This window comes from Geomonas subterranea, from assembly GCF_019063845.1.
GTDB lineage: Bacteria > Desulfobacterota > Desulfuromonadia > Geobacterales > Geobacteraceae > Geomonas > Geomonas subterranea.
The window spans coordinates 4,553,826-4,566,841 of the sequence record NZ_CP077683.1 but is presented as its reverse complement, the minus strand read 5'-3'; the positions used below and the strand labels follow the sequence as shown (position 1 = coordinate 4,566,841).

General features: G+C 63.3%; 14 protein-coding genes. 3 read left to right on the top strand and 11 right to left on the bottom strand.

Annotated features, from left to right (window positions below; translation table 11 throughout):
- Window positions 1-6: 6 nt before the first annotated feature.
- The 5 genes from KP001_RS19890 to KP001_RS19870 form a co-directional block, all read right to left on the bottom strand.
- Window positions 7-528, bottom strand: coding sequence for a TlpA disulfide reductase family protein (locus KP001_RS19890; RefSeq protein ID WP_217287256.1), 522 nt, complete (start codon window positions 526-528; stop codon window positions 7-9).
- Entirely contained in the window at window positions 528-1,889 is a 1,362-nt protein-coding gene (locus tag KP001_RS19885) for a sigma-54-dependent transcriptional regulator (protein WP_217287255.1), read from the bottom strand. Before KP001_RS19885 ends, KP001_RS19890 begins: the two co-directional genes overlap by 1 nt.
- A 345-nt stretch (window positions 1,890-2,234) precedes the next feature.
- Window positions 2,235-2,495: a hypothetical protein gene (locus tag KP001_RS19880; protein WP_224963336.1), complete on the bottom strand. Its 261-nt coding sequence runs from the start codon at window positions 2,493-2,495 to the stop codon at window positions 2,235-2,237.
- 241 nt (window positions 2,496-2,736) lie between these two features.
- The gene (locus KP001_RS19875) at window positions 2,737-3,705 is read right to left on the bottom strand and encodes a polyprenyl synthetase family protein (RefSeq protein WP_217287254.1); all 969 of its coding nucleotides are present in this window, start codon (window positions 3,703-3,705) and stop codon (window positions 2,737-2,739) included.
- 254 nt (window positions 3,706-3,959) lie between these two features.
- Window positions 3,960-4,430, bottom strand: coding sequence for a hypothetical protein (locus tag KP001_RS19870; protein WP_217287253.1), 471 nt, complete (start codon window positions 4,428-4,430; stop codon window positions 3,960-3,962).
- A gap of 388 nt (window positions 4,431-4,818) precedes the next feature.
- Here KP001_RS19870 and KP001_RS19865 point away from each other — a divergent pair, with 388 nt between their 5' ends.
- The 3 genes from KP001_RS19865 to KP001_RS19855 all read left to right on the top strand — a co-directional run bounded on the left by KP001_RS19865 (window position 4,819) and on the right by KP001_RS19855 (window position 7,945).
- Window positions 4,819-6,411, top strand: coding sequence for a glucose-6-phosphate isomerase (locus KP001_RS19865; RefSeq protein WP_217287252.1), 1,593 nt, complete (start codon window positions 4,819-4,821; stop codon window positions 6,409-6,411).
- 177 nt (window positions 6,412-6,588) lie between these two features.
- Complete coding sequence (gene ltaE / locus KP001_RS19860) at window positions 6,589-7,608, top strand: low-specificity L-threonine aldolase (RefSeq protein ID WP_217287251.1); 1,020 nt, start codon at window positions 6,589-6,591, stop codon at window positions 7,606-7,608.
- A gap of 1 nt (window position 7,609) precedes the next feature.
- Entirely contained in the window at window positions 7,610-7,945 is a 336-nt protein-coding gene (locus KP001_RS19855) for a tRNA-binding protein (protein ID WP_217287250.1), read from the top strand.
- Window positions 7,946-8,144: 199 nt separating this feature from the next.
- Here KP001_RS19855 and rsmI read toward each other — a convergent pair whose 3' ends face one another.
- The 6 genes from rsmI to rnhB form a co-directional block, all read right to left on the bottom strand.
- Complete coding sequence (gene rsmI, locus KP001_RS19850; RefSeq protein ID WP_217287249.1) at window positions 8,145-8,975, bottom strand: 16S rRNA (cytidine(1402)-2'-O)-methyltransferase; 831 nt, start codon at window positions 8,973-8,975, stop codon at window positions 8,145-8,147.
- A gap of 81 nt (window positions 8,976-9,056) precedes the next feature.
- A complete protein-coding gene (locus KP001_RS19845) occupies window positions 9,057-9,878 on the bottom strand; it encodes an NAD+ synthase (RefSeq protein ID WP_217287248.1) in 822 nt (273 codons plus the stop codon).
- Window positions 9,878-10,729 carry a nitrilase-related carbon-nitrogen hydrolase gene (locus KP001_RS19840; RefSeq protein ID WP_217287247.1) on the bottom strand — a complete coding sequence of 284 codons (852 nt, stop codon included), beginning with the start codon at window positions 10,727-10,729 and terminating at the stop codon, window positions 9,878-9,880. Before KP001_RS19840 ends, KP001_RS19845 begins: the two co-directional genes overlap by 1 nt.
- Window positions 10,730-10,873: 144 nt before the next feature.
- Entirely contained in the window at window positions 10,874-11,314 is a 441-nt protein-coding gene (locus KP001_RS19835) for a DUF4149 domain-containing protein (RefSeq protein ID WP_217287246.1), read from the bottom strand.
- A gap of 431 nt (window positions 11,315-11,745) precedes the next feature.
- A complete protein-coding gene (locus KP001_RS19830; RefSeq protein ID WP_217287245.1) occupies window positions 11,746-12,123 on the bottom strand; it encodes a YraN family protein in 378 nt (125 codons plus the stop codon).
- A 97-nt stretch (window positions 12,124-12,220) separates the two neighbouring features.
- Window positions 12,221-12,910 carry a ribonuclease HII gene (gene rnhB, locus KP001_RS19825; protein ID WP_217287244.1) on the bottom strand — a complete coding sequence of 230 codons (690 nt, stop codon included), beginning with the start codon at window positions 12,908-12,910 and terminating at the stop codon, window positions 12,221-12,223.
- Window positions 12,911-13,016 lie beyond the last annotated feature (106 nt).

Below are 13,016 nucleotides of genomic sequence, written 5' to 3'. Positions count from 1 at the left end.
CTTAGGTTATTTGCCGCCCATTATTTCCTGCAGGGCCTGTATCACCTCGGGGTTGCTCCAGTCCAGCCCCCCCACCACCTTCTTCCTGATGACCCCTTTGGGGTCGACCACGAAGGTCTCGGGGACGCCGGTGGTGCCATAGCGCCTGGCCACCTGGCCGTCGGTGTCGAGCAGGGCGGGGAGCGTTACGCCGCCGCGCTTGAAGAATTCCTCGACGGCGCCCTTCCCCCCCTCGTCGATGGAGATGGCGAGCATCTGGAAGTTCTTACCCTGCATCACCTGGTTCAGCTTCACCATGGACGGGATCTCCTCCCGGCACGGGGGGCACCAGGTGGCCCAGAAGTTCACCAGCACCAGTTTGCCTTTCAGGGTCGAGAGCTGCACCGGCTTGCCGGAGAGGTCTTTAAGCGTGAAATCCGGCGCCGCATTCCCCTCGACGGCCGGCAAGTCGGCTGATTTCTTCGTGCACCCCGCGGCGGCCACACCCAGCGCCGCGGCCACGAGCACGGCAGCGATCCAACGTCTCATCATTTCCTCCCCGGTTGCGTGATGTTGTACTTTTCCATCCGGTAAATCAGCGTGTGGCGCGGGATGCGCAGGAAGCGCGCGGCGGCGGTCTGGTTCCAGTCGCAGCGGTTGAGCGCCTCCAGGACCACCTCCATCTCGAGTTGCTCCAGCGAATACCCGCCGGCCGGGAGCCTCAGCACACCCCCCTCGGGAGGTGGCGCCGCGGCCGATATCTTGGCGGGAAGGTCGTCCACCCCGATCTGGTCACCCTCGCGCATGATGAGCAGACGCTCCACCGTGTTCTCCAGTTCGCGGACGTTGCCTGGCCAGCCGTACTCCTTGAGCCTTTGCAGCGCCTCCTTGCTGAAGGTCACCCCTTCCGCGCCGAACTTGCCGCAGAAATAGCGGATCAAAAGCGGCACATCCTCCACCCTCTCCCGCAGCGGCGGAAGCTGGATCGGGATCACCGAGAGCCGGTAGTAGAGATCCTCGCGGAACTTCCCCTCAGCGATCCAGCGCTCGAGGTCGGCGTTGGTGGCGGCCACGACCCGGAGGTCGATCTTCTGCAGCGAGGTCCCCCCCACCGGCTCGACCACCCGTTCCTGCAAGACCCGCAACAGCTTCGGCTGCAACTCGATGGGGAGGTCCCCCACCTCGTCCAGGAAGATGGTGCCGCCGTCGGCCAGCTGGAACTTCCCCTCCTTGTCGCGGATGGCGCCGGTGAAAGCCCCTTTCACGTGACCGAAGAGCTCGCTCTCCAGGAGGTCCTTGGGGATCGCGGCGCAGTTCACCGCCACGAAGGGGGCGCCGCGGCGGGAGCTCCCGGAGTGTATGGCGCGCGCCACCAGCTCCTTCCCGGTCCCGGATTCCCCGGTGATGAGGACGGTGGCCTCGGTGTCGGCAACCTTGCGCACCACGGAGAAAACCCCCTCCATGGCACGGGAGGTCCCGACGATGCTCTTGAACTCGGTGCGGCCGGAAAGCTCCTCCTTGAGCAGGCGGTTCTCCTCGGAGAGCCCCTGCAACTGGAGCCCCTTCAGCACGGTCAGCTTCAGCTCCTCCCTGTTGAAGGGCTTGGTGAGGTAGTGAAAGGCACCGAGCTTCATCGCCTCGACGGCGGTGTCGATGGCGCCGAAGGCGGTCAATACGATGACCACGGTGGAGGGAGCCCGCTCCTTGACCGAGGAAAGCACCTCGAACCCGGTGACTCCCGGCATCTTCAGGTCGGTGATCACGAGCTGGGGGGATTTCTCCTCGAAGAGCTGCAGCCCGGCGGCGCCGTCGGCAGCGGTGTAGACGTCGTACCCTTCCTGCTGCAGGTTGTACTCGAGCACGCGCCGTAACGAGCTGTCATCATCTATGATCAGTATCTTTGGGGGCATGTTTTCCCGGATGAGGACAAGGGGTCGAATAGGAGACAGCTCAATTTTTAACCGATTTACCCACCAAGGGCAACCCTTTTTATAATGAGGCAGATCTCGCGACCCGGCTGCTGCCGCCGAGGTACAGGGCCGGAGCCAGATGCCGTGCGGGTGCGGGGGGCGAGCCGGTCACGAAGCGCCGGCCTGGTCCACATGAGAAGAGCAATGGTGCGAACGGAGGAGGAAAAGTGTGGACGGCGGGGGGAATCGAGGGAAAAAGGGGACGGCTGGCGCCGCTCGGGCGAGCGGTACCGGGTGCGCCCGGACCATCGTGCCGGGGCGGAGGTCATACCGGAGAGGGTGACGCTAGGTGCGGCGCCCCCTCGGTCTGCGTGGCCCGCCAAAGTAGTTCTGGGTCAACTCACGGGTCCCTACCGCCAGAGGAAGCAGGTCTTCGTGCCGCTTCAGAGTCTCCGGCAGCGACGGGCCGTCGGTGATGATGAAGTCGTCCTCGCCCAGACAGGTCTTGGCGAAGAAGCGCCCGGCGGCGCTGCAGAAGATGTTTATGCTAAAAACCTCTCCGTTAACTTCCAGCTCAGACGAGTGCAAAAGCATCTCTTCGTCCACATCTCCCCCCGGAACCAATAACACTGAATATGAAGACACAGGGATATCAGCAAGAACTGCACCAAGGAAGGGGAGGCCGCCGCTCGCTGGCGGTCCGGAGTGCGGAAAGGCGCATTCGCCTTGAGCAAAACAAATGAGCGTCGAATAACCGACGCTCATTAACGGTGGGAGAAAGCGAAGAAATGCGTGTTCTTTTACGAAAAATTGACAGGCAAACCGCTAAATGACGGTAACGTGAAGGTTACTTGACCCTGGTGACGACGTAGTCGGCGAGGTCGGCCAGCGCGTCCCTGGCAGGCGAGGCGGGGAATTTCTCCAGGTGTTTCTTGCACAGGGCGACGTGGTCGCTGGCGGAGGCCACGGTGTGCTCGATGCCGCCGTAGCGCTGCACCAGGGCGAGCACCTGGCCGAAGTCTTCGTCCGAGAGGAGTTCCTTCTCGACGACGGATGCGATGAACTCGCGCTCCTGCTCGCTGCACAGCTTCAGGGTATGGATCAGCGGCAGCGTGATCTTTCCCTCCTCGAGGTCGTGCCCGATGCTCTTGCCGAACTGCTCCTCGCTCGCCGTGTAGTCCAGCGTGTCATCCATGAGCTGGAAGGCGATGCCGAGGTCCATGCCGTAGTCCGCGACCGCCTGCCTGAGTTCCGGGTCAACGCCCCCCAGGATGGCGCCGACCTCGCAGGCCGCCGAGAGGAGGATGGCGGTCTTGCTGCGTACCACCTCGATGTAGCGCTCCACGGTGATTTCGAGGTCGCTCGTGCAGACCAGCTGCAGCACCTCGCCTTCCGCGATCATGGTGGTGGCGTCAGCGAGAACCTTGAGTATGCCGAGGTCGCCGTCGGCCACCATGAGCGAGAATGATTTGGAAAAGAGGAAGTCGCCCACGAGAACCGAGGCTTCGTTGCCCCAGAGGGTGTTGGCTGAAGCGAGGCCGCGGCGCAGGTTCGCGTTGTCCACCACGTCGTCGTGCAACAGGGTCGCGGTATGGATGAACTCCACCACGCTCGCCAGCGGCACGCTGCGGCTCCCCTGGTAACCACAGAGCCTGGCCGCCAGAATCACCAGCGCCGGACGGATCCTCTTCCCGCCGCTGGAAAGCACGTACTCGCCCACCTTGCGAATCAGCGGGACATCAGACTGCAGATCCTTCTTGAACTGCAGTTCCACGTTTTTCAGATCTTCCCCGATGAGGGCAAGCGCTGCATCCATAATAAGGCCTCGGTTCTGCGACTCGCAATATCGCAGTCTTACGTTTAGAAAATATTAACGGCACGAAATCGCGCCGTTTTTTACCCGGCCAGGCCGGAAATTTTAATGGGAAACGACGGAGCACTCTAGCAAATCCGTATTCATTATTCAAGGCATTTCGTCCGGGTAGACGAGGCAGCGGCGGGGGATACGGGGGGAAAAGAGGCGCAAGGAGAGCGAAGAAAGGGCGGGACCCGGCGGGTCCCGCCCCTGGTTCAGGCGGCGCGCAGATCCTGGTTTACCAGGCCGCAGAGTTTAAGTTCCTTCTCGAGCTTCGCCTTGGTCAGCCCCAGTGCGCGGCACATCTTCTCGCGGTTGCAGTCATAGCGCTCCATGGCCATGAGCAGCAGCGCCTTTCTGAGCGAGACCGAGAGCTTGTCCATGACATGTTCCTTGGAGGTCGCCGAGATCAGGGTGAAAAAAGGTTCCAGGCTTCTCTGGAAGAGCTGCGCACTCTCCTCGACGTGCATCTTGCGTTCACTGTTCATCTTTCTCACCCTCATCACGTTGGCTGCGATCTCGTCCATCCCCTCGTTCACCAGTTGCCAGACATCCGGATCGTAGGCCACGGTCAAAACCACGGCTATGCGTTCCGCGCCAGGAGGCTGTTGCCGCTTGACCAGCACCACCTCGATCGCGCCGAACCCGTCTCCCGCCGCACAGGCCCCTCTATGATTGCTCACCATGCCCCACCTCCCAGTTGCGGTACGAACGGAGCGACGACCGCGCCCCCTGTTCTTTTTGATGGCACCTTCTCTGATTCAACTGCCGTACCAATTCCGTCAGCTGGTGACCGCACGGGACAAGTAGCGGATTTATCGCGGCTTTGACTGCGACACGGCCGGCATCGCGCCTCATGCCGCAGGCTGCACCATGTTCACAAGTTGCACATAAACCGCTTGGCTGTGCAAATTACGCCTAGCCACTGCCTGCACAGCGCTCCCCGGTGGGAGCTTCGCCCGCGAAAGCCGGAGAGTCCAGCCTCCTACTTGAATAAAATCTAATCTATGGTATCATGCCCCGACGCACATGAGAATGAAGGGAGCAACACCCTAATCAAAGCAGGAGGGGGACATGCAAAAGCTGCAGCTTTGGGAGCGCTACAAAAACCGGCTCTACCACCATGCCGAACTGGACCTCAGCGTCGATACCAGCCGGATGAACTTTCCCGACTCCTACCTGGAGGAGATGGAACCGCGCCTGCAGAAGGCCTTCGAGGAGATGGCCGAACTCGAGGCGGGAGCGGTGTCCAATCCCGACGAGCAGCGCATGGTGGGACACTACTGGCTCAGGGCGCCGGAACTTGCCCCGACACCGGAGCTCACGGGGGAAATCAAGGACACGCTCGCCTCCGTGAAAGCCTTCGCCTCATCCGTGCACCAGGGCAACATCGCGGCTCCGGACGGTCACCGCTTCGAGAACCTGCTGATCATCGGCATCGGTGGATCGGCGCTCGGGCCCCAGTTCGTGGCGGACAGCCTGGGGAGCCCGCAGGACCGCATGAAGGTCTATTTCTTCGACAACACCGACCCCGACGGCATGGACAAGGTGCTGGCCGAAATCGGCCCCGGCCTCAAACGGACGCTGACCGTGGTGATCTCCAAAAGCGGCGGCACCAAGGAGACCCGCAACGGCATGCTTGAGGCGCGTCAGGCCTTCGAGAAGGGGGGGCTGCACTTCGCCGCCCACGCGGTCGCCGTGACCGGCAGCGACAGCGAACTGGACCGGACCGCTTCCCAAGAGGGGTGGCTGGGTACACTCCCCATGTGGGACTGGGTCGGCGGGCGCACCTCGGTGACCTCGGCGGTCGGCCTCCTGCCGGCGGCGCTGCAGGGAATCGACATAGAGCGGCTCCTCACGGGTGCGAGAGTCTGCGACCAGGCGACCCGCAGCCGTGTCACCAGCGACAACCCCGCGGCGCTCCTCGCCCTCTCCTGGTTTCACGCCACCGCCGGCAAAGGGGAGCGCGACATGGTGCTCCTCCCCTACAAGGACCGGCTGCTCCTGTTTTCCCGCTACCTGCAGCAGCTCATCATGGAATCGCTGGGCAAGGAACTGGACCGGGACGGCAAGAAGGTACTGCAGGGGATCACGGTCTACGGCAACAAGGGTTCGACAGACCAGCACGCCTACGTGCAGCAGCTGCGCGAAGGAGTTGCCAACTTCTTCGTCACTTTCATCGAGGTACTTAAGGACCGCGAGGGGGCGTCCATGCTGGTCGAGCCCGGAGCCACCTCGGGGGACTACCTTTCCGGGTTTTTCCAGGGAACCAGGTCGGCCCTCTATGAAAAGGATCGCGAATCGGTTACTATCACCATTCGCGAAATCTCACCCGCCAGCATCGGGGCGCTGATCGCCCTCTACGAGCGGGCGGTCGGGCTGTACGCCTCGCTCATCAACGTGAACGCGTACCATCAGCCGGGGGTCGAGGCGGGCAAGAAGGCGGCCGGCACGGTGCTCAAGCTGCAGGGTGAGATCCTCGATATGCTTCGCCGCCAGCCAGGCCGCGACTTCAGTTGCGAAGACATGGCCATGACCCTGGCGCGTCCGGAAGAAGTGGAGACCGTTTTCCTGATCCTGCGCCACCTGGCCGCGAATCCTGCCCACGAGGTGGGCGTCGTCCCCGGCGAGAAGGTCTGGGAGAGCAGGTTCCGCGCCGCCAGCTAGCAGCACCCCTGAACGCATAGGTTCAACCGGGCATTCCCGGGCAGTATTCCCAAACGCCCTCCCCTCCCAGACGGGGGCGGGCGGGGGGTGGGCGAAGCTGCACGTTCATCAAATGATGGCACGTCCACCTGCCACCTTCCCGCAAGAATATTTAACACGCCAGATGCAGAGGAGCAGATGAAGACAGTAGACCTGAGAAGCGACACGGTAACACGTCCGTCGGAGGCAATGCGCCGGGTGATGGCGGCCGCCGAGGTGGGCGACGACGTTTATGGCGAGGACCCGACGGTGAACAGGCTGGAGGCGATGGCGGCGGAGCTCCTGGGCAAGGAGAGGGCCATCTTCGTCCCCAGCGGCACCATGAGCAACCTGACCGCGCTCCTCTCCCACTGCGGCCGCGGCGACGAATACATCGCCGGACAGGATGCGCACATCTACCGCTGGGAAGGGGGCGGTGGCGCCATCTTCGGCGGCATCCAGCCGCAGCCCCTCGATTTCGAGGAGGACGGAACGCTGAACCTGAACAGGGTGCGCCGCGCCGTCAAACCGGCGGACCACCACCACGCGGTGACCAGGCTCCTCTGCCTGGAGAACACGCAGGGGGGGCAGGTGCTTCCCCTCCCCTACCTGGAGCAGGCCGCGTTGGTTGCAAAGGAACTCGGGCTTGCCATGCACCTGGACGGCGCCCGCGTCTTCAACGCGGCGGTCTATCTCGGAATCCCGGTGCGGGAGATCGCCCGGCATTTCGACTCGGTTTCGGTCTGCCTCTCCAAGGGGCTTGGCGCGCCGGTGGGATCCGTCCTTTGCGGCAGCGCCGCCCTCATCGACCGTGCGCACCGCTGGCGCAAGGTGGCCGGCGGCGGCATGAGACAGGCGGGCCTTCTCGCGGCAGCAGGGATCCATGCGCTGCAACACAACGTGGAGCGACTGGCCGAGGACCATGAGCATGCGGAACTCCTCTCCAGCGGCCTCGCCCACATCGACGAACTCATGGTGACCCAGGCCCGCACCAACATCCTCTTCGTCACCCCCCCTGAGGGAAGCGCCCCGGCGTTGCGCAAAGCGCTCGCCGGCGAGGGAATCCTGATCGGGGGAGGCGACGCGATCCGCCTGGTCACCCATCTCGATATTGACGGCGCCGGCGTTGAGCGCACCGTGGCCGCCTTCAAGCGCTTCTTCGCAAGCTGGGGTAAATGACGTGGCCGAGATAACGTGGAACGATTTCGAGCAGGTGGAGCTCAGGGTGGGGACCGTGCTGGAGGTGGAGGAGTTTCCCGAAGCGAGGAAGCCCGCCTACAAGCTGGTGGTTGATTTCGGCGAGGCCGGAGTGAGACGGTCCAGCGCGCAGATCACGAAGCACTATACCCGCGAGGAGCTGGTGGGGAGGCAGGTGATCGGGGTGTGCAACTTCCCCAGAAAACAGATCGGGCGTTTCTTTTCCGAGGTGCTGATCACCGGGTTCGCCGACGAAAACGGAGACATCGTGCTCGCCGCCCCGGAGCGCCCCGTCCCCAACGGCAGCAGGCTCTGCTAGAAAAAAAAGATGGGGCGAATCACCGTTCGCCCCATCTCGTCTGTCAAGGTTCTCCCCTTGTTCCCTCGCCCACCGGGAGAGGGTGGCCGAAGGCCGGGTGAGGGAGATGCCGTTTCAGCCGAGCCGTCTCCGCAGACAAACAGGCGCCCTCACCCTGATCCTCTCCCGGAGGGAGAGGGAGGAAGGCTTGCCGCTCATCCTACCCCTTGATGCGCAGCGCCTCCGCGTAGACCGCGCTCTTGTGGAGCCCCGTTTCCAGAGTCACCCGCTTCACCGCGTCCTTCAGCGACATCTCGCCCGAGCCCAGGTACTTCTGCAGCAACTCGTCCATGCCCGGGCCGTCGTCAGCCTCCGGTTCCCCGGCGGGGCTCACCAGGATGGCCACCTCGCCCCGGACCTCCCGTCCGCGCACCTCTTCGACCAGCACAGAAAGGGTGCCGCGCAGAAACTCCTCGTACATCTTGGTCAGTTCCCGCGCCACCACCACCTCGCGCTCCCCGAGCGTCTCCAGCATGTCCTCCAGCGTCGCCAAGAGGCGCTTGGGGGACTCGTAGAAGATCAGCACCGCCCGCTCTCCAGCGAGCGACTGCAGCCTTTCCCGCCTCTTCCCCTGCTTGTTGGGGAGAAAACCCGCGAAGCTGAAATAGTCGGTAGGGAGGCCGGAGGCGGAGAGCGCGGTGACGGCGGCGCAGGCGCCGGGAATCGGGACCACGGAGATGCCGCCGGCGACCGCATCGCGCACCAGCTGGTAGCCCGGATCGGAGATGCAGGGAGTCCCCGCGTCGGTGATGAGGGCGACGCTTTGCCCCTCGCGCAGCCGGTCCAGGATCTGATCCCCCTTCAGTTCCTTGTTATGGTCGAAGTAGGAGGTGAGCGGCTTGGAGATGCCGAAATGGGTGAGGAGCTTGCGCGAGTGGCGCGTGTCCTCGGCGGCGACCAGGTCCACCTCCTTGAGGATGCGCAGGGCGCGCAGCGTGATGTCCTCGAGGTTCCCGATCGGGGTGGCAACTATGTAGAGAGTTCCGGGCATAGGAAACCTAAAAGCGGGGCTAGGGACTAGGGGCTAGAACTCCAAAAGCGGGGCGAGGGGCTAGGGACTAGCCCCTGGTTTTTACTTGCCCCAATCCCGCGCATAGCGGAAGTCGCGGTCGATGGTGCGGTTGGAAACCTTGGCGATGATGGGCAGGCGGCGCTTGAAGTGACTTCCCTGCACCTTGCGGGCAACGTTGTCGATGAATGCGGCGTCGAATCCGACGGCGATCAGCTCCTCGCGGCTCATGCGCTGGTCCACCATCCGGTACAAAAGCTCGTCCGCCTCGCGGTAGGTGAAACCAAGCTCCTGCTCGTCGGTCTGCCCCGCCCAGAGATCGGCGGAAGGCTTCTTCTCGATCACCTCGCTCGGCACCCCCATCGCCTCGGAAAGGGCCCAGACCTGGCTCTTGTAGATGTCGCCGATCGGGTTCAAGGCGCTCGCCATGTCGCCATGCAGCGTGCCGTAGCCAAGGAGGAGTTCGGTCTTGTTGCTGGTGCCGAGCACCAGGCCGCCGACGGCCGCCGAGTGGTCGTAGAGGATGGTCATGCGCTCGCGGGCCATCTTGTTGCCGCGCCGCATGTTGTCGGCATCCGGGATCACGTTGAAATAGGCATCGATCATCGGGGTGATCTCGATGACCTTGAAGTTGATCCCCAGGCTCTCGGCCACGAGCCTCGCATGGGCCTCGCTCTCCGGGTTGCTGGTCCGGTACGGCATGCAGTAGGCGTGCACGTTCTCGGGGCCGAGCGCCTCGGCCGCGATGTAGGCGACCAGCGCGGAGTCGATCCCGCCGGAGAGCCCGAGCACGCCTTTGCGCACCCCGACCTTGTAGACCTCGTCGCGCACGAATCCGACCAGGATCTGGCGCAACAGCTTCGTATTAACCGTCAACCCGCCCATTAGCAGTCTTTCTCCCTGTCGATGCGTTTTAGCTCTTTCACGGTGATGGCCAGGTTCTCGTCCCGCATCATCGGTGAGAAGATGCGTTCGCGCCTGAGCGCACCGCCGTCCACCTTGGCCAGTACGAAATCCTCCTCGAGGAGGGCCCCACGGTCGGTCATCTCGCCGGAGGGAGCGATCGCCTCGGATCCCCCCCAGAAGTTGATACCGTCCTCGTACCCGACGCGGTTGCAGTAGAAGACGCGGCAGTTAAGGAACATGGCGGTCGTGGTGGTGAGCTTTTGCCATGCCGCCGCGGAGCCGAGCCCCTCCGATTCCGTCACACCGCGACCGGGGCTGGAGGAGAGGCAGATCAGCGTCATCGCGCCGTCCATGGCCAGGATGTAGGGAGCGGAGAGGTGCCACATGTCCTCGCAGATCAGCATCCCGATCCGGCCGAAACGGGTATCGAAGGCGCGGAAGCGCTCGCCGCGCGCCATGTAGCGCTGCTCGTCGAAAAGGCCGTAGGTCGGCAGATAGACCTTGCGGTGCACGTGGCGGATCTCGCCGTCCTCGAGGTAGACCGCGGAGTTGAAGAAACGGAAGTCGGCCGACACCTCGACGAAGCCGATGGCGATGGAGATCCGCTCGGAGAGTTTCTTCAGTTTCTCTATCTGGGGGGAGTCCAGGCGCAGCGCGACTTCAGGCACCAGGTCCTTCAGGAAGTAACCAGTGAGGGCCAACTCTGGAAAAACCACGAGGTCGGCGCCGGCGGCGATCCCCTTCTCGATGGCGGCCTCGGCTAGCGCCATGTTGTCGTCCAGGCAGCCCAGCTTCGGCTTTATCTGGGCCAGGGCAACGGTAAAATCCATGAGCTTCTCCGCAATTTTTTTCTCATTACTAGCACAGCGAAAGAGGCTTTGTAAACCTCAATGCTTCATGAGACTTGCCGCCCCTTCCCCCCTCCCCGCCCCTCCCCCTCCAGGGGAGGGAGTGACGGCGAGGAAGGACAGCGGCTAGAGCAGTATGACCAGCACCACGCCGCCGGCGATCACCGAGAGGTTGCAGACCGCGGAGACGCCGTGCAGCTTGGAGAACTGGCGGCGCATGGGATCTTCCTTCGGGGTCGTTTCGAATGAAGGGATCTGCTTCTTGATCTCGGCGGCCTTGGGCTCTATGTAGAAGGCCTGGATCGAGGAAAGTGTGAGCATGACGGCGATGATGACGGCCGCGGGGACGGTCCCCTTCCCGGCCATGACCACGCGGCAGATGATGGCGATGACGCCGCAGGCCACGCCCCAGCGGAAGTAGCCGGGAAAAAAGAGCCCGACGATGCGGCCGGCGACGTCGCGACTTTCCGAGCGGAACAGGATCGGCGTGAGCACGAAGGTGAAGAGGGCGGCGCCTCCGAGCCAGAGGGAGATGGCGAGACGATAGATGGCTGCGACAACCTGCATGTACGTTTCCTCCTTGGGGTTCCATTTAAAAAGCGGGGCGAATGATTATTCGCCCCTACAGATGTGCGAGCATCTCTCCCCCTCTCCGAGAGGAGGGAGGAGTGGCCGGGGTTCTCTCCCTCTCCCTCTGGGAGAGGGGCGTGGTGAGGGCGCTGCAATAAGCGAAATGTCCCTTCGTGGCGCCCCCCTCACCCGGCCTCCGGCCACCCTCTCCCGGGGGGAGAGGGGATGGTCAGGGACCTTCCCCCCTCTCTCAGAGGGAGGGGGAGTGGCCGGGGTTCTCTCCCTCTCCCTCTGGGAGAGGGTCGGGGTGAGGGCGCTGCAATAGGCGAAATGTCCCTTCGTGGCGCCCCCTCACCCGGCCTCCGGCCACCCTCTCCCGGGGGGAGAGGGGATGGTCAGGGAGAGGGAAGGAAAGGGATGCCCTCGCTCTAGTAGGCGAGATCGAAGGCGTTGCGAATATGCTCGATGTCCGGCAGGTCGTGCTCGTGCAGCATGATGGCGACCACGTCGAAACGCGCCTCGGCATCGTAGAGCTTCTTCCTGGAGAGCCACACCAGCGCGGCCTTCGAGATCTGGCGCTGCTTGAACGGCGTCACGGCGAGCTGAGGCGGACCGTAGTTGTCGTTCTTGCGGCACTTCACCTCGACAAAGACGATGGTGCGCCCGTCCCGGGCGACGATATCGATCTCGCCGCAAGGACATCGAAAATTGCACTCGACTATCTTGAAGCCCTGCCCTTTAAGAAAGGTGGCTGCGATGGATTCGCCGGTGCCGCCGACAGAGCCGTTGCTGTTACTGACTGGCATAGCTGCCCCCGCAGAGATAGTGCCGTCCCGTGAACAAGACAACAGTGTAACAGCAAGTCCAATGACCGGATAGCTGAGAATGGGAAAAAGAGTGATACTAGAAGGAGAAAAGGCCGCTGGATGCGTCGGAGGCTCCGCCGGGCTCAGCGGGACAGTGTTCCTTGACGCCGCTGAAGCTCCTGCGGTGGATCGGGCAGGGGCCGAGTTCGGCGATGGCCGCCAGGTGCGACGCCGCGCCGTACCCCTTGTGACTGGCGAAGCCGTAGCCGGGGAACCGGGCATCGTACTCCACCATCATGCGGTCGCGGGTCACCTTGGCGATGATGGAGGCCGCGGCGATGGAGAGGCTGAGGGAATCGCCCTTCTTAACGGTGCGCTGCGGGATGTTCATCGGAACGCTGGAGATGCCGTCGATGAGGAGGAAGTCCGGATTTACGCTCAGGCCGCGCACCGCGTCGCTCATCGCGGAGAGCGTGGCCTGGAGGATGTTGATGCGGTCGATGAGGGCGTGGTCCCCGATGCCTACGCCCACCGCCAGTGCCTCGCGGTGGATGACGTCGAAGAGTTCTTCCCGTTTCCCCTCGGTGAGCTGCTTGGAGTCGTTCACCCCTGGGAGGACCAGCCCCGTGGGGAGGATGACCGCGGCAGCGACCACCGGTCCGGCCAGCGGGCCGCGTCCCGCCTCGTCCACGCCGGCGATGCGTGCGTAACCGCGCCGCAGCGCCTGCCCTTCCAGGGCAAGCATGTCGATGGGAACATCCGGGTTGTCAGGGAAAAGACCGGTCATGATTTAAACCTGAAAACCATTGGCCACGGAGAAAATCTGAGAACTTCGGAGAAAACCTGGAAACAGAAAAGACTTTTTGGGTTTACCCTCAAGTCTTTTGCCTCTC